Genomic DNA, 15,977 nt, shown 5'->3' on the forward strand with positions numbered 1-15,977 from the left:
TTCCCCCCTACGCAGCATGCTTAACAGATTGGGCTGCGCCAAACGGGCCGGTGAGATTGGTCGTAATGCTAACCTCATGTGGGGCCTGTTGCTGGAGCGGCAAAAGCGGGAACAATAATTCAGCGACACGGTAAGCCTCCTCCAGATGTGGGTAGCCTGAGAAAATAAAATAATCAATGCCCAGCGCCTGATACTCTTTAATGCGGTCAGCCACTTCTTGCGGATTGCCCACCAGCGCAGTGCCGGCACCACCGCGCACCAGGCCGACTCCAGCCCACAGATTAGGCGAGACTTCGAGCTGGTCACGACGGCCATGATGCAAAGCCGTCATGCGTTTTTGTGCCACAGAATCAAAATTGGCCACTGCGGCCTGTGCTGCTGCGATCGTGTCATCGGTGACCTGCGAAATCAGCGTGTCGGCGGCCTGCCAGGCTTGCTCGCTGGTCTCACGCACAATCACATGCAAGCGGATACCAAACCGGATATGGCGGCCTTTGGCTGCCGCCGCCGCGCGGATCACCTTGATTTTTTCGGCCACCGCTGCGGGCGGTTCACCCCAGGTTAAATGCACATCAATATGCTCACTGCTGAGTTTGATGGCGGCCTCGGAAGCGCCGCCGATAAACAGTGGCGGATAAGGTTTCTGCAAGCTACCGGTTGGCAGGCTGGCGCCTTTGACGCGTAAATAATCGCCTTCAAAATCCACGCGCTGCTCGCTCAGTACCGAGCGCCAGATAGACAAGAACTCCTCAGCCTCCGCATACCGCGCATCATGATCGAGAAAGCTACCCTCGGCTTGCTGTTCGGCCGGATCACCGCCCGCCACCACATTAATCAGCAGCCGCCCGCCCGAGATACGGTCCAGCGTCGAGGCCATGCGCGCTGACACCACCGGTGAAATAAACCCAGGCCGTGTGGCGACTAAAAACTTGAGCTGGCTGGTTTCATTGATCAGTGCCGAAGAAATGACCCAGGCATCTTCGCAAGAGCGGCCAGACGGCACCAGCACACCGCCATAGCCCAGCCGGTCAGCCGCCTGGGCAATCTGTTTCAGATAAGAAAACGTGGCCGGTCTGGCGCCCTGGCTGCTGCCAAGATACCGTTGATCGCCATGCGTGGGTAAAAACCAGAATATTTGCATCGACTACCCTTTACAACCCATTCAAAAGAAATAACAGCTTGAAAAGTGCAAAGTCCATGCCACAAATAAAAGACTTTTAATTCAATCACTTAAAAAAATTATTTTTTTGATTGCTGCAAAATCAGCAACTTGTTCAGCAGTGCTGCTGCGTTTGCAGCACCCTGCATCGATTTCAGCAGGCGGATGTAGAGCAGTGCCATTTGCATACCTCACGCAGCAATAAGCAACCACAAGTCCTCCTTTTCTTAACCCCATGATTTGATGGCATTTATTGTTTTAACCCGTCATCTCATGCCTGCGGTAGCACGACCTCGGCCTGATTGGCATGCATTCTGCTAATTCAGACGGGTAATTAAATCATTATTTCTAATTAGAGATTTATTTATAACTTTAAAGAATATGAATAGCGCCATTACTTATTGGCACGAAATTGCAGCCTGGATTACTGTATCTGGGCTTAACTCTATGGAAAGACAGTGAGATCCTCACGATGGCAAATCTATTAGCAAACGATTTTTATACGACTGAACACGACACGCAGTTTGAGCAACAGCGTCTGTTAACCATGCCGAACTCGCGGGCCATGTCGACATCGATTCGAGCGACCGCGCAGGTGTTTGAAGATCCGAAGTCGATCGCCTTGCTTAATCGCATCAAGCAAATTGCCCCCAGTGACGCCAATGTCTTGATCATCGGCGAAACTGGCACGGGCAAGGAGCTGATTGCCCGCCATGTGCATGCCTTGAGCTACCGTAAATCTAAACCATTTGTCGCGGTGAATTGCGGGGCGTTCTCGGAAACCCTGGTCGAAAGTGAATTGTTCGGCCATGAAAAAGGCGCGTTTACCGGGGCGGTCACTGCCAAAGCCGGCTGGTTTGAAGAGGCCAATGGCGGCACGCTGTTTCTGGATGAGATTGGTGATTTGCCGCTGAGTCTCCAGGTGAAGCTGTTACGTGTACTACAAGAGCGGGAAGTGGTACGGCTAGGCGCGCGCAAACCAACCCCGATTGATGTGCGGCTGATTGCAGCGACCAATGTACGCCTGGAAGAGGCCGTGCTGGCTGGTAACTTCAGGGAGGATTTATTCTACCGTTTACGCGTTGCGCACCTGGAGCTGCCAACCCTGCGCAACCGGCCCGGCGATATTTTGCCACTGGCAGATTATTTTGTTGGCGAATATACACGGCGGTTGGGCTACGCCACCATCCGCCTCGATGACTCGGCCAAGCAAAAATTACTGCAGCATAGTTGGCCAGGGAATATCCGCGAACTCGAAAATGTAATTCATCACTCCTTGCTGATTTGCCGCAACAATGTGGTGCGCAGTGAGGATTTACATTTGTCCTCGATCTCGCTACACCGACCCAAAGCGACACTGCAGGCCTTGCCCAGCGAAGCAGATACTGACTCGCTGGAGGCGTCGCTGCAGCAGTTGTTTGAAACGGGCAAAGCGCAGCTTTATGACTATGTGGAAGACACGCTGGTACGTGCCGCCTATCAGCATTGCCACCATAATCAGGTGCAAACCGCCAAGCTGCTGGGCTTGAGCCGCAATGTGTTGCGCGCCAAGCTGATTAAAATGGGAGCGATCAATGCGCTTAAATAAGCTTGCCTCTTTGCAAACAGCGGCCATCGAAAGCGGCAGCCTGCGCTGGAAAGCCAGTGCTCACTTACCGACAGAATATGGGCAGTACCGTTTACACGCGTTTGTTGATATGCACAGCGGGCAGGAGCAGATCGCACTGGTGCTCGGAAAGGTCAGCGGTCAAGCCAGAGTGCTGACCCGCGTGCACTCTGAATGCCTGACCGGGGATGTATTTGGCTCACAGCGCTGCGATTGCGGCGAACAGTTCAAACGCTCGCAGCAACTGATTCAGGCGCGTGGCAATGGCATTATTCTGTATCTGCGCGGACATGAAGGGCGCGGCATCGGCATCAGCAACAAGGTGCAGGCCTATGATTTGCAAGACACCGGCTTGGATACGGTGGCGGCAAACCTCGCCCTGGGCCTGCCTGTAGACCAGCGAGCATATGATGATGCCGCCAGTATGTTGCAGCATTTTGAGGTGAAGTCGATTGAGTTACTGAGTAACAACCCGGATAAGTCGCGCGCCCTCACCCGGCTGGGCATCATGGTGGAGGCCGTGACGCCGTTAGAGATCGCAAGTAATCCAGCCAATGCCGACTATCTGGCGACCAAAAAGCACAGACTGGGGCATCACCTGAGTTTGGTGCCTTAGGCTAGACGCTCAAGCGTTGCAACAGCTGCTTGAGTGTGGCCTCGATGGGCTGGCGCACGGCGGGTTGTTCTAGCAAAGACGGCAGCGGTGCCCGCTGCAGGCGTGCCTGCAAATCCTTAAGCTGTTGCTGCAACTGCTGCAGTTTTTGGCGATCGCGTTGTGGCGGGATTTCAAACTCATTTTGGCTGCCATAGCCTTCAAACAGCAAGGTTTCTATCCCCACCACCAAAGCCAGAATACGGTCACCACCAAACGCTTCGTCGAATGCCAGGTCTATCGCGGTCATGCCCTGCAAACGGCGGATCGCCTCAAACTTCCAGTTGGCCTTGCCATCAAATACCCATTCCGTCATTTCGCGCGGCCCGACCTGCGTGCTTTTCGCCAATTCCTCTGGATGTTCGGTATAGAGCTGCAACATCAATGCCCGCAAGTCATCGGTATGCTCACTCATGGCTTGCTTGGGGCTGAGCTCTGCGCGCTGCGCCGAAGAGGGCGCCACCTTTTTTGCGGTGCGCGCTTCCGCCTGTGGCAGAGACAGCATTGCCCACAGGCCGATCACCCATACGCAAACCCTGAAACAAGCACACCCCCTGAAGACTGCAGAATTCACCAACATGCACGCCCTTTCACCGTCAATCAAAGGTCACAGTGTAATCAGCCGCAGTTGCGTGGGTCTTGGGAGATTTTCCTTTTTACAGTCACCGCCAGGCTAGGGTTGGGAATATGCTCGTCAGAACAGGCCCGAGGTTGAATGCGCAACTGGCGAAAGCAGCGGCGAAGGCAATTGTTCAAAGGCCTGTACAGTTAAAGGTTTGCTAAAAAAATATCCCTGGTATTTCATACAGCCCTTGCTATGCAGGTATTCGAGCTGCTCTATCGTTTCCACCCCCTCAGCAATCAGGGTCATTTTGAGATGCTTACCCAGATTCACCAGCGTATCGACAATCGCCTGGTCACTTTCATTATTCAGCAAGTCGCGCACAAAGGATTGATCAATTTTTAATTGCTCAAATGGCAGGTGCTTCAAGTAGTTTAATGAAGAGTATCCGGTGCCAAAATCATCCAGCGACCAACTCATGCCAAATGCCTGCAATGCGCGCATTTTCTGGATCGTATCGTCTACTTCGTTTGCCAGCATGCTCTCTGTGAGCTCCAGTTTAATCTGGCCGGGATTGGCGCCGCTGCGCGTGACAATCTCCTGCACCTCTTGCACAAAATCGGGCTGGCGCAGCTGCGAAGTGCTCACATTCACCGCAACACTCAAGTGGGACAAATGCGGATGATCAGACCATTTCACCAACTGCGCACAGGCTTCTTTTAATACCCAATTACCAATCGGCAAAATCAGGCCGGTTTCTTCCGCGGCAGTGATGAAAACACCAGGCGGGATCAAGCCCCGTTCAGGATGCTGCCAGCGTAGCAACGCTTCAGCGCCAAAAATATGACCCTGGGCATCGACCTGCGGCTGGTAATGCAAACAGAAATGCCCTTTGGCGAGCGCTTCGCGCATATCCGCGTAAAGCCCGCTACGCAAGGTAATATCAGACTGCATCACAATCAAGGCAATCCCCAAAACACCTAAGGCGGCCAGATTATTCATCCATGCCCCAACCGCCCGAATTTCAGGATTCGCAATCAAAGATGCCTGGGTAATGCCAATGTCAGACGAACCAAAAATCAAACACCCCAACAGCATGAGCAACGGAAAAATCACGCGCAGATAAATGCCCTCTTTACGGAACACCAGCGATGATCCTGCGGCAATCGGCAGATAGTACATATGCACCGAGCGGACCACCCCGGGCAACGGCACATCAAACACAGAAATCGCAGAAATAATCAGCGCCAAGCCATGCGCCATAAAAATGGCTGCCAGGCGATCCCGGCCCGCATTGATCATGGTCACCACAAGCATGCTCAATATCACCAGGGAAAAGTTAAAGGCCATTAACAGCCATTTGGCCTGCCATAAATAGTAAATACTCCAAGCACCGCCCAGAATAATTGAGGCACAGGCAGCAATCGCCAGTAACAGTTTCACCCGCAATTGATGCGGGTCTTGGGCAAACTGAAAAAGCTCGCCTTTAAAAAGTTTGGCAACCAGTCTCAGTTGTAGAGGAGTGTTTTTAAAGTGTGGCATTAGGCGCGCCTGTCATCCAATTGACCATTGCCAATCCACCACAAACGACTGCGACAGCGCAGTGCAAGCAAGTCATTTCTCTTTAGTAAGTGGTCGATCATAAAGCCCTCAGCGGCGGATACCCTCAATGGGCGAAACAGCACTCAGGCTTTGCCGAGACGGCATAAGCCCAGCCCACACAACACACTACTTGAAAGAACTTGATACATTAACCCTTGCGGTAAATGGTAGCCCCGCTGTCATCAGCAACTGCTTTTAGACCGGAAGCTTTGCGTCCCTGCTTTTCAGCAGGTTTGCCTTTTATAATGGTACTTAACAATAGGTGACAAGTTCATCAAACTTTGTAACGGTTGTCAATCCTCTCGACATTCAATACTGTATGTTTGTCATTAAAAAACCGCACACACATTTTTCTCAGCAACAATCCTGCCTTTTATCTCTGGCAAAAGGCGCTATTGGCAATCCACTGATGGATAGATTTCACTGTCACTCATATGCCGAAGCGGGCAGTTTTCGAATGTCTGCAACGGCCTTCGCACTCGTCGGTTTAAGATTATGATTCCAGGCGGACTGCATAAAACTGACTAACTGCGCCACCTCAGTATCATTCAAGGTATGTCTGAACTTTGGCATATTGAAGGGTGCCGCCACCCCTTGCGGTTTGAGTTGAGGCGAGCCATTCAAAATGACATTAATGAGCGAGGACGGATCTGGATCCATCACAGCCGGGTTGCCCGCAAGCGGTGATAAATAAGGGGCAACCCCTTTACCCTCTTGTCCATGACAAGCTGCACAATATTGCTGATAAAGCCGGGCGCCAGGATAGGTTGTCAATGATTTGAACTGAGCCAATGTCGCACCAGAATTGTATTTATACGTCGTTTGACCTTTATCGTTTGTCCCTTTGATTGTTTTCAAGTAGCTAGCGATGCCCGTTAAATCCTGGATAGTCATGCCTTCAGTACTGTTATTAATGACCGTAGTCATGGTGCCAAAAGCGGAGCTATGCTGATTGGCGCCTGATTTCAGATACACAAGAATATCCGCCTCAGACCATCTGCCTAACCCGGTATTATGGTCCCCACGCAAGTTGGTGGCAGACCATCCTTCCAGGGTTTCTCCGCTTAAAAATTGATCCGATGCATGCGTCAGCCCTTTTTCCTGATAGGCAAATCCGCGTGGCGTGTGGCAAGCACCACAATGCCCAAGCCCCTGAACCAAATAAGCGCCACGATTCCAGCTGGCATCTTTTGATGCATCCGCTTGGTAACCATGCTTATCTAAAAACAGGCTATTCCAGATGGCCAAAGGGAACCTGTAATTCAGTGGCCAAGGAATCTCATTCGCCCGGTTTGCTTGGCGCACCGGTTTCACGCCGTGCATGAAATATACATAGAGGGTGTGAATGTCGGCATCACTGACTTTGGCATAAGAAGGATATGGCATGGCCGGATAAAGATGATGACCATCTTTTGCCACCCCTCGCCGTAGTGCTTTGGCAAAGTCGGACTCGGTATATTTGCCGATGCCTGTCTCAGCATCAGGCGTAATGTTCGTCGTATAAATCGCGCCCACTGGCGTCAGCATGGGCAGCCCGCCGGCAAAGGCTTTGCCATGGGGCGCGGTGTGACAAGAGATGCAATCGCCTACTCGCGCAAGATACTCCCCTTTTTTGATCTCTGCCGGATTGACGGCAAACACACTCAACGAAAATGTAAAGGTAAAGGCTGCGAAACCTATTTTCATCAAACCTGAGGCCATGTTCATGGTGACTCCTTATGCTTTTAGTTGATGTCCGATAGGTAGCTTGCGAATACGTTTGCCAGTCGCTGAGAACACGGCATTTGCCAACGCAGCGCCAATCGCTGCAGTACCAGGTTCACCAATCCCCCCCGGCGCCTCAGCGCTTTTAATCAGGTGGACGTCAATAGCCGGTGCTTCATTAATACGCAGCATACGGTAATCATTAAAGTTAGTTTGCTGTACACGACCATGCTCAATGGTAATTTCGTTGTATAGCACGGCCGTCAGGCCAAAAATAACGCCCCCTTGAATTTGCGCAATCACGGTATCTGGATTCACGGTCATGCCACAATCGACAGCAGACACGACGCGGTCGACTTTAACCTCTCCCTGATCATTCACGGTGACATCGACCACCATGGCCAAGAAACTGCCAAAAGCATGCATCACAGAGACGCCGCGCCCTTGGCCTTTTGCTAATGGCTTGCCCCAATCACTCTTGCTCACCGCAAGTTGCAAGGCATTTTTCAATCTAGGCGTTTTACCGAGCAGATCCAAACGGTATTTCACCGGATCCACTTTCGCCAAATGCGCCAGTTCATCGATAAAACTCTCGACGACAAAAGTACCGCGTGTGGGACCAACCCCCCGCCAAAACGCGGTGGGTACATCCCGCGGCTCTACCCTAACGTAATCCACATACAGATTCGGCAAATCATATGGCGGCTCTGCCGACACTTCCACTGCATCCGGGTCTACCCCGTTTTTGACTAATGGGGGCGCAAAGCGGGCCATGATGGAGGAGCCAACAATACGGTGTGACCAAGCGACCGGCTTGCCGTTAGCATCCAATCCAGCTGAGATACGGTCAAAGTAATAGGGGCGGAACATGTCATGTTGAATATCTTCTTCCCGCGTCCAAATGACCTTGACCGGGCCCTTTACCAGCTTGGCAATTTTGACCGCCTGCACGACCCCATCAAACTCTAGTCGTCTGCCGAAACCACCGCCGATGAGGAAGTTATGCAACCTGACCTTTTCAACCGGAATGTTGAGCGTTTTGGCGGCCATGCCTTGGGCAAACGTCGGAATTTGCGTCCCTACCCAGAGATCGCAGCCAGAAGCGCTCACCTCCACAGTGCAATTCATGGGCTCCATCGTCGCATGTGCTAAAAAGGGTTGCTCATACTCCACACTCAGCGTTTTATCCGCTTTTTTGTAGGCACTGGTGGCATTGCCTTGCTTTTTAGCCACAGCCCCCGGTTTCTTGGACGCCTCACGCAGATCATTCACCAAATCACTGGTTTTTACCGCAGTGCTGTTACCTTCATTCCATTGAATATCCAGTGCGCCCAAGCCGCGCTTGGCGGCCCAAGTATTCCTGGCTATCACGGCAACCGCATTATCTACCTTGACCACTTGCAGCACACCGGGCATTTTCAAGGCGCGGCTATCATCTACACTTGCCAGCGTCCCGCCGAACACAGGGCTGGTAGCGATCACAGCAAACTTCACATTGTCAGGGTGGGCATCAATGCCAAACTTCGCCAGGCCATTTACTTTATCGGGCGTATCTAATCGCTTGGCAGCGGTGCCAATGAGTTTGAAGTCTTTAGGGTCTTTGAGAGCGACTTGCTTGGGCACGGGCAGGGTGCTGGCCACTTTGACCAACTCCCCGTAACCCAGTTCTCGTCCAGAGGCATCGTGGTAAACCACGCCAGATTTTGCATAACAGGAAGATTCGGCTACTTTCCATTGCTGTGCAGCCGCGGCAATCAGCAATGACCGGCACACAGCACCGGCCTGGCGCATGGGCTCCCACAAGGCACGGATGGAAGTTGAACCGCCCGTCACCTGCGCTCCGAGCAACGCATCTGCATACAGCTTTTCATTCGGGGGGGCATGTTCCAGTTTCACAGATGGGAGATCAACCTCCAACTCTTCTGCTAACAACATGGGAATAGACGTATAAACCCCCTGCCCCATTTCCACCTTGGGCATGATCATGGTGACCTCGCCCTTAGTATCAATCTTGATGAATCCATTCGGGGCGAGCACATCCTTACCGGTTTCCAGCTCGCTATAAGGTTGGGTTTGCTTGCTTTGACCCAATGCAGGCAAACTGATACTCAGCAGCATCCCGCCAGCAGTGGTCGCACTTACCGTCGCGGCAATTTTAAGAAAATCACGTCGCGGAGGATTGGAAACCGTATATTTGTCGGCCAAGCCCTGGATAAGCCCTTGTGACATAACTAGACCCCTTCCTTAGCAGCCACCTTGATAGCGGCGCGTATACGTGGATAAGTGCCGCAGCGGCAAATATTACCGGCCATGGCGGCATCAATTTGCGCGTCATTCGGGTGAGGGTGCTGGTCAAGCAGCGCACAGGCAGACATGATCTGGCCCGACTGACAATAACCACACTGCATCACCTCCAGATCTAGCCAGGCCTTTTGCACAGCCTGACCTGCGGAGGTTTCCCCAATCGCTTCTATGGTCGTAATCTTCTTGCCGCCAACAGCCGAAATGGGCAATACGCAGGAACGCGTTGCCTGACCATCCACATGAACTGTACACGCGCCGCACTGCGCGATGCCACATCCGAACTTGGTTCCGGTCAAGCCGATGATGTCTCTGATCACCCAAAGAAGAGGCATATCAGCGGGTGCATCCACTTGGTGGGTGGTGCCATTAATATTCAGGGTTGCCATCTATGGCTCCTTCCTTGAAAACGTACGAATACTTGTGATTTTTATTATGAAATACGATTATTCATTGAAATAAATTAATTCACGAATAACTCAAGAGTGAATTAATTTAAACCCCGAATCAAGTATAAATTTATGAAATTCTTGCCTAAAACAATTTTACCTTTTGCTTGTAAAGCGCCATTACGGAGTGTTGTTGATGGCACTCCTATTTTTTCGTCCCAACCTCTTAATTCATCTTTTTCATTAGACGATTTTTGTAATGCAAATAGTAAGTTTGGCTCAAGCCTAATAAAGACGGTATTAGCGTTTTCATCTGGTTGGCTTAAAATCGATGTTGGCAATACTGCCCATAGTCGCATGCCTTGAGCCGGGTTCGATCCCCGCTGTAGTGGTCAACCCATCCCGGACACCACGTTAAGTTTTTCTTCGGTGACGGCTGGTGCCAATCTCTCATTAAACTGATGTGGCCGTATCCAGTTATACCGGTGCATCAGATAGTGGCTGATATGCCGCCGTGCTTCTGACTTGCACCCCATTTGCCATACCTATTAAAAGTCATGGCAGCAGGCTTTCCACTAAAGTTTGAAGAATCTTTCTAATACATCTTGATCACCAAATAACAGAGAGACGTTATCCTGGAATTTTTTAGTGAATAGATAGAAATAAGAGAGGCATGTAGATCACAACCCCATTCTATTAAGCTGACTGTCCAACCGATAATCAATCGGCACAACCCCATAAGCCTCTTGTTCAGGAGGACTGAAGCACCATCTCTTCACGATTCTCAAAGACTCATTATCTAACCGTTCAAATCCGCTAGTCTTTTGAATTTCTGCACTGACAACTGCACCATTGGTACCCACTAAAAACTTTACTTCCGCTCGCCCCTCTTCTCCGAGCTCGCGAGATTCCTTAGGGTAAACAGGATTTTCCCTCTTGTCTGTTCCATTGCAAATTACTGGCATCTCGCTTAAAACAACCTCCTTTTGCATATTGGCTCGTTCAGATAATTCATGTGAAATGTAACCTGCTCCCTGGAAAAACATGACCACTAAAAAGGTATAAATAAAGTATCTGAACTGATAGATAAATTTATTTTGTTTGGTAAGCAGATTTAAAAGAGGCCAAACAAACGTGCGGAAGGCAAGAGTAGCGAAAAACGCCCCGCCGGCTAATACAAATGAAATAGCATCTACCTTAACAGCAGAACTTATTAGCAATAGAAAACCAGCAGCAAGAGACGAGAAAATCATATCCTCTCTGGTAATAGGAAACTTTGATTCTGATGGTGACTTATAGTAACTTTTTAGCAAAGGAACATTGAGCTCATCACAAGTTATTTGCCATCTTTTTCGCGCAAGCAGATCCGACTTCGACAATAAGAAAACAGGTAATCGAGTCTTTGTTTGCGCAAGATTTATGTTTTTCTGAGTGATTGCGGCTTGATAGTCGTCAGCAAGCTTTCTGAATCCTTCCAACCAGACTATCTCATTCTCTTGAAACTCCCGCAACGAGAATGCACGGCTGGTTGTCCAAGAGTAATAATTATCTAATGTAATAAATGTTAATAGCAGTGGATGATTAAAAGTGAAAATCCAGTTTAATATCTCAAGTTCGATTGCAGAGGATTCATCTAAAGAGTGAAACTGTAACTGATCTAGAAACCTCTGAGTCAATTGCTTTGCTGCCTGCTCATCACCTCTTCCAGCCAAATCAGTCAATTTAATCAAATACTTAAAAACCGGTAACTTTTCTTCATGTGAATGCGCTTTATCTGGCGCATCATCAGGATGCGACAATAGTGAATCTTCATTGTTTAGTGTCTGATTGGTAAATTGATCGGCCTCTAACGGATGGACATTTTTTTGCTCATGGTTCAAACGAAAAGTCTCATATTGGGCGAGAGCAATTTCGTACGCCTGTCTTATATTGCCGAATTCGACAGGATGCGTATCGGGACGAAAATGCTTAATCTGCTTGGCGTAAGCTTGCTTAATCTGCCTGATATCAGCATCACTCTCTATTCCTAATATTTGGTAAATATTCATGATGGTCCTACCAAATTCCTTCACTTTCCAATGAGTTCAAAGCCATATTAAAAGCATCTCTTGCTTTTTTTATTTCCAAGAGATCTTGCTTTTCCAGCACTGAAATAAATTGAGTCAGCACCAAACGAACAGTGTTACGGCGCTCACCAAGGGACTGCTCATACAGTCGCTCCGCTCGTTCTACAAGGTAGCGATTTTCTTCTTGATCTCTGGGGTGAATTTTCAAAGCAGCCAACACTTTACGACGCTCCTCAAGCTCTTCTGGATCAACATGAGCGCCCAATTTGCTAATGATGAGACTTTTGTGAATGTTCGCTTTCTCAACATCAACATCCACCTCAAGCATTCCATTGATATCATATGTAAATCTTATGTCAGCCGAAATCTCACCTTTAGGCTTGGATGGAATATCTATTTCAATAGTGTCAAGTAAGACGTTTTTGCTACAGTCACGAGACTCCCCTTGAAAAACACGAATACTTAGCTGAGTCTGCCCGTCATGCGCAGTAAGGACAGATTGAACGCGACTGGCCGGTACGACAATATTACGTTCAATAATGGGTAAAAACGTTAACCCCACCGGATTGTTCTGATAGTCATAATCAATGACTTCCGTCCCTAAAGTGTGAGGGCAAACATCAGTCAAAACAACTTCATCAAATACAATATTCCGGTCAATCAGTCCGGCACAGACTGCAGCCCCTAAAGCTATCGTTTGGTCAGGATCAATATACCTCGCAGGCAGGCGTCCAAACAATTGAGTCACCAACTTTCGAATGATCGCCATTCGCGTTGCACCACCTACCATCACCAACTCATCCAAATCACTCACGCGCAACCTTGCATCACGCAGAGCTCTCTCAATCGGAGTTCTCAATCGATCTAATAACCCTTTGCATGCTGCCTCGTACTCATCCAAATGTATCAATGCTGACTTCTGCACACCGTCTATAATCACGTCCAAAGTAATCTGTGGCTGTTCACTAAAACTACGTTTAGCATTTTCTGCAACAAATCGTATGGCGGATAGAGTGGATGGATTTTGTTTTTGTGCATAACTCAGAGAGGCTTTTTCAGCAAATAAGCTCACTAGAACTTGAGTAAAATCATCTCCGCCTAAAAAGCTATCTCCTCCGGTAGCTCGAACCTCCATAATTCCATCAAATTTTTCGAGAATTGAGACGTCAAAAGTACCTCCTCCCAAATCAAAAATTAAAAACTTGGCTGCAGCCTCATAATCCTGAATGCCATGAAAAAGCGCAGCAGCAGTAGGCTCATTGATAAGTCGAAGTACATTTAAACCTGCCAATTGCCCTGCTAGCTTTGTTGCTTTTCGCTGGTTATCATTAAAATAAGCTGGTACTGAAATTACTACATCTTTAACTTCCACTCCAAGATAAGCTTCAGCATCTGATTTTAAGGCACGTAAGACCAGCGCGGATAAGTCTTCTGGCTTGTATTCCCTTGCACCCAATTTTATTGATTGTTTGGTTCCCATGAGGCGTTTAAATGAATGTGCAGTCAAATTGGGAAATTTATATAGTCTCTCACGAGCAGCGGCACCAATAAAAACAGTCCCAGTATCATCGACGCCTACAACTGAAGGTGTTAAAACTTTTCCCATAGCATTAGGAATCGCTTCTGGCTTTCCATCTTTCAAGTAACAAATGAGGCTGTTAGTAGTACCTAAATCAATCCCAAAAATCATAATCGCGAACCTTAAACCAATTGTTGGTGACTCTCTAATATACGTTGATGCCCTTGCAATCAACACACTCTAAAATTCAGACTTTGCCAAAATAGATTGCTATTCAATAAGACTCTCATACTTTGCCAACACCCTAAATCCTATTCTAGCCATCCAGTTTGTACTTTTTATATTTGTTATAAAAAAATGGAGCCAATTCAATTGGCTCCATATCCTTATTTACATAATAGCTTTTAGTCGACTCTAAAACGGAATATCGTCATCAAAATCGTCAAAATTGCCAGCAGGTTTGCTAGCAGGCTGGAAGGCATTGCGGTTTGCGCCGCCAGCGGCGTTACCGCCCATAGCAGGTTGCTGTTGGCGTGGTGGGGCCTGGTTGTAGTCGTCCATGCCGCCGCCTTGATCCATCTCACCGCCGTCATAGGAGGCGCTGCCGCCTTCACGGCCAGTGCCTAACATTTGCATCTGGTCGGCGACGATTTCGGTGCTGTAGCGGGTGACGCCATCTTTTTCCCATTTACGGGTTTGCAGGCGGCCCTCAATATATACCGGACGGCCTTTTTTCAGGTACTCGCCGGCGATTTCGGCCAAACGGCGGTACATGACGATGTTGTGCCATTCGGTTTTTTCCTGGCGTACGCCGGATTTGTCTTTCCAGTTTTCGGTGGTGGCAATACTGAAGTTAGCCACTGCCTCACCGTTTGGCATGTAGCGCACTTCAGGATCGCGCCCGAGATTGCCCATCAAAATCACTTTGTTGACTGATGCCATGGTGTTACGACTCCCCTATTCGATTCATGATTGCTTGCGACAATGCCGCCTGAAATGCTTTGCTGCGCTGATTTTCCAACTTTACCATGAGCATGGTTTCTGAGGGAATGGCGACGACTTCATAGACGCCTTCCATCGCGCGGATATCTTGCACCAGTTTGGCGGCCTGGGCGTCATTATACCCTGCTTGCAAATGGAACATTTTGGTTTTGACGCTGGGCGGTGCCTGCATGCCGAGTGCGAGCCCAAACCAGATCAGCATGAGGACAGCGCAGAAGACAAACACCGTGCTGCTGCCATAGGCGTGCGAGAGCCAGCCACCGAGGGCGGCGCCTAAAAACATGCCAAAGGACTGCGCGGTGTTGTGCACGCCCATGGCGGTACCTTTGGCGGCAACCGGCGCCATTTTTGAGATGAGTGAAGGCAGCGAGGCCTCAAGGATATTAAACGCTACAAAATAGGAGAACAGGGTGGCGACAATGCCCCACAGGCTGTTGAGGCTGAACATGAAGGCGATTTGCGTGAACAGCATGAGGCCGACAGCGCTGATAAACACCGGTTTAAGCTTGGCTTTTTTCTCGGCATAAATAATGGCGGGCACCATTAAGACGAATGAAATCAGCAGCACTGGTAAATAAATTTTCCAGTGGGTATTTTCGTTCATGCCGGTGCTGTGCTTGATGGCAAACGGCACCACCATGAACATGGCCATTTGCGCCCCATGTAAGCAAAACGTGCCAAAGTTCAAGCGCAGCAATTGCTTATCGCGTAATACCTCGCCGATTTTGGCGGGCACCGCCTGGGCATCGGAGTGAAAGTGCGCATGCAAGGGCTCTGGCACGGCAAACTTAACCACGCCGATGGCGAGAATGGCCAGCACGGCGGTGAGCCAGAAAATGCCTGGCACGCCTATCCATTGGTTGAGGATGGGGCCCGCCACCAGTGACACGGCAAAGGTCACGCCTATCGTCGCGCCTATCATGGCCATGGCTTGGGTACGGTGCTCTTCGCGGGTGGAATCGGCCACCAGCGCAGTGACCACGGCAGAAATGGCACCCGCCCCCTGAATCGCCCGCCCGACAATCACCATGTAAATATCCTGCGCCATCGCGGCGCAGACACTGCCCAGCGCAAACATGACCAAACCAAGATAAATCAGCTTTTTACGGCCGAAACGGTCAGACGCCATGCCAAACGGCAACTGGAAAATGACTTGCATGAAGCCATAGGCGCCCAGGGCGAGACCAATCAGGGTATGGTTATTGCCGCCGCGCAGGGTTTCGGCATAAATGGCAAAAATAGGCAGAATTAAAAACATGCCCAACATTCGTAGCCCGTAGATGGAGGCCAATGCCGCAGTGGCACGGGTTTCCAGCTGGGTCATTTTTTCGGAGAACTGCATGAATCCTTTAAGAAAACTTGGCTTAATTTCAAATAATTGCGTATATTATCAGGTTGGCTGTCTGTTCGTGAAA

At 49.6% G+C, this 15,977-nt stretch carries 13 protein-coding genes, 1 pseudogene and 1 riboswitch; of the genes and pseudogenes, 2 read left to right on the plus strand and 12 right to left on the minus strand.

The genetic code is table 11. From position 1 onward, the window contains the following. Nucleotides 1-7: 7 nt before the first annotated feature. Entirely contained in the window at nucleotides 8-1,141 is a 1,134-nt protein-coding gene (gene ssuD / locus INP77_RS13230) for an FMNH2-dependent alkanesulfonate monooxygenase (RefSeq protein ID WP_194749550.1), read from the minus strand. 565 nt (nucleotides 1,142-1,706) lie between these two features. On the opposite strand from ssuD, the gene INP77_RS13235 reads away from it, so the two are divergent. Both INP77_RS13235 and ribA read left to right on the plus strand, forming a co-directional pair. After that, a complete protein-coding gene (locus tag INP77_RS13235; protein WP_228518946.1) occupies nucleotides 1,707-2,747 on the plus strand; it encodes a sigma-54-dependent Fis family transcriptional regulator in 1,041 nt (346 codons plus the stop codon). After that, entirely contained in the window at nucleotides 2,734-3,381 is a 648-nt protein-coding gene (gene ribA / locus INP77_RS13240; protein WP_194749552.1) for a GTP cyclohydrolase II, read from the plus strand. The genes INP77_RS13235 and ribA overlap by 14 nt, the downstream gene beginning before the upstream one ends. Nucleotide 3,382: 1 nt before the next feature. Here ribA and INP77_RS13245 read toward each other — a convergent pair whose 3' ends face one another. The 11 genes and pseudogenes from INP77_RS13245 to INP77_RS13295 all read right to left on the minus strand — a co-directional run bounded on the left by INP77_RS13245 (nucleotide 3,383) and on the right by INP77_RS13295 (nucleotide 15,904). Next, a complete protein-coding gene (locus INP77_RS13245) occupies nucleotides 3,383-3,997 on the minus strand; it encodes a hypothetical protein (RefSeq protein WP_194749553.1) in 615 nt (204 codons plus the stop codon). Nucleotides 3,998-4,111: 114 nt separating this feature from the next. Beyond that, entirely contained in the window at nucleotides 4,112-5,521 is a 1,410-nt protein-coding gene (locus INP77_RS13250; RefSeq protein ID WP_194749554.1) for a bifunctional diguanylate cyclase/phosphodiesterase, read from the minus strand. A 223-nt stretch (nucleotides 5,522-5,744) separates the two neighbouring features. Beyond that, a riboswitch (cyclic di-GMP riboswitch) is annotated at nucleotides 5,745-5,829 on the minus strand. A gap of 178 nt (nucleotides 5,830-6,007) precedes the next feature. Next, nucleotides 6,008-7,288, minus strand: coding sequence for a cytochrome c (locus INP77_RS13255; protein ID WP_228518942.1), 1,281 nt, complete (start codon nucleotides 7,286-7,288; stop codon nucleotides 6,008-6,010). 9 nt (nucleotides 7,289-7,297) lie between these two features. Continuing rightward, entirely contained in the window at nucleotides 7,298-9,514 is a 2,217-nt protein-coding gene (locus INP77_RS13260) for a xanthine dehydrogenase family protein molybdopterin-binding subunit (RefSeq protein ID WP_194749555.1), read from the minus strand. Nucleotides 9,515-9,516: 2 nt separating this feature from the next. Next, nucleotides 9,517-9,975: a (2Fe-2S)-binding protein gene (locus INP77_RS13265; RefSeq protein ID WP_194749556.1), complete on the minus strand. Its 459-nt coding sequence runs from the start codon at nucleotides 9,973-9,975 to the stop codon at nucleotides 9,517-9,519. A 101-nt stretch (nucleotides 9,976-10,076) separates the two neighbouring features. Further along, nucleotides 10,077-10,334, minus strand: a complete 258-nt coding sequence (locus INP77_RS13270; protein ID WP_194749557.1) for a hypothetical protein — start codon at nucleotides 10,332-10,334, stop codon at nucleotides 10,077-10,079. Between the two features lie 33 nt (nucleotides 10,335-10,367). Beyond that, nucleotides 10,368-10,502 (minus strand): annotated as a pseudogene (locus INP77_RS13275) (IS3 family transposase); the annotation flags it as partial. A gap of 153 nt (nucleotides 10,503-10,655) precedes the next feature. Next, a complete protein-coding gene (locus INP77_RS13280; RefSeq protein ID WP_194749558.1) occupies nucleotides 10,656-12,023 on the minus strand; it encodes a TonB family protein in 1,368 nt (455 codons plus the stop codon). A 7-nt stretch (nucleotides 12,024-12,030) separates the two neighbouring features. Continuing rightward, a complete protein-coding gene (locus tag INP77_RS13285) occupies nucleotides 12,031-13,731 on the minus strand; it encodes an Hsp70 family protein (RefSeq protein WP_194749559.1) in 1,701 nt (566 codons plus the stop codon). Nucleotides 13,732-13,974: 243 nt separating this feature from the next. Continuing rightward, nucleotides 13,975-14,502: a single-stranded DNA-binding protein gene (gene ssb, locus INP77_RS13290; RefSeq protein WP_194749560.1), complete on the minus strand. Its 528-nt coding sequence runs from the start codon at nucleotides 14,500-14,502 to the stop codon at nucleotides 13,975-13,977. 4 nt (nucleotides 14,503-14,506) lie between these two features. After that, complete coding sequence (locus INP77_RS13295; protein ID WP_194749561.1) at nucleotides 14,507-15,904, minus strand: MFS transporter; 1,398 nt, start codon at nucleotides 15,902-15,904, stop codon at nucleotides 14,507-14,509. Nucleotides 15,905-15,977 lie beyond the last annotated feature (73 nt).

Origin of the sequence: Methylophilus sp. 13 (genome assembly GCF_015354335.1) — a bacterium.
GTDB lineage: Bacteria > Pseudomonadota > Gammaproteobacteria > Burkholderiales > Methylophilaceae > Methylophilus > Methylophilus glucosoxydans.

Coding starts and splice junctions, on each gene's coding strand:
- INP77_RS13285 (WP_194749559.1), bottom strand. CDS start 13,731: ATGATTTTTGGGATTGATTTAGGTACTACTAACAGCCTCATTTGTTAC.
- INP77_RS13250 (WP_194749554.1), bottom strand. CDS start 5,521: ATGCCACACTTTAAAAACACTCCTCTACAACTGAGACTGGTTGCCAAA.
- INP77_RS13280 (WP_194749558.1), bottom strand. CDS start 12,023: ATGAATATTTACCAAATATTAGGAATAGAGAGTGATGCTGATATCAGG.
- INP77_RS13260 (WP_194749555.1), bottom strand. CDS start 9,514: ATGTCACAAGGGCTTATCCAGGGCTTGGCCGACAAATATACGGTTTCC.
- ssuD (WP_194749550.1), bottom strand. CDS start 1,141: ATGCAAATATTCTGGTTTTTACCCACGCATGGCGATCAACGGTATCTT.
- INP77_RS13265 (WP_194749556.1), bottom strand. CDS start 9,975: ATGGCAACCCTGAATATTAATGGCACCACCCACCAAGTGGATGCACCC.
- INP77_RS13255 (WP_228518942.1), bottom strand. CDS start 7,288: ATGAACATGGCCTCAGGTTTGATGAAAATAGGTTTCGCAGCCTTTACC.
- INP77_RS13245 (WP_194749553.1), bottom strand. CDS start 3,997: ATGTTGGTGAATTCTGCAGTCTTCAGGGGGTGTGCTTGTTTCAGGGTT.
- INP77_RS13295 (WP_194749561.1), bottom strand. CDS start 15,904: ATGCAGTTCTCCGAAAAAATGACCCAGCTGGAAACCCGTGCCACTGCG.
- INP77_RS13235 (WP_228518946.1), top strand. CDS start 1,707: ATGCCGAACTCGCGGGCCATGTCGACATCGATTCGAGCGACCGCGCAG.
- ribA (WP_194749552.1), top strand. CDS start 2,734: ATGCGCTTAAATAAGCTTGCCTCTTTGCAAACAGCGGCCATCGAAAGC.
- INP77_RS13270 (WP_194749557.1), bottom strand. CDS start 10,334: ATGCGACTATGGGCAGTATTGCCAACATCGATTTTAAGCCAACCAGAT.
- ssb (WP_194749560.1), bottom strand. CDS start 14,502: ATGGCATCAGTCAACAAAGTGATTTTGATGGGCAATCTCGGGCGCGAT.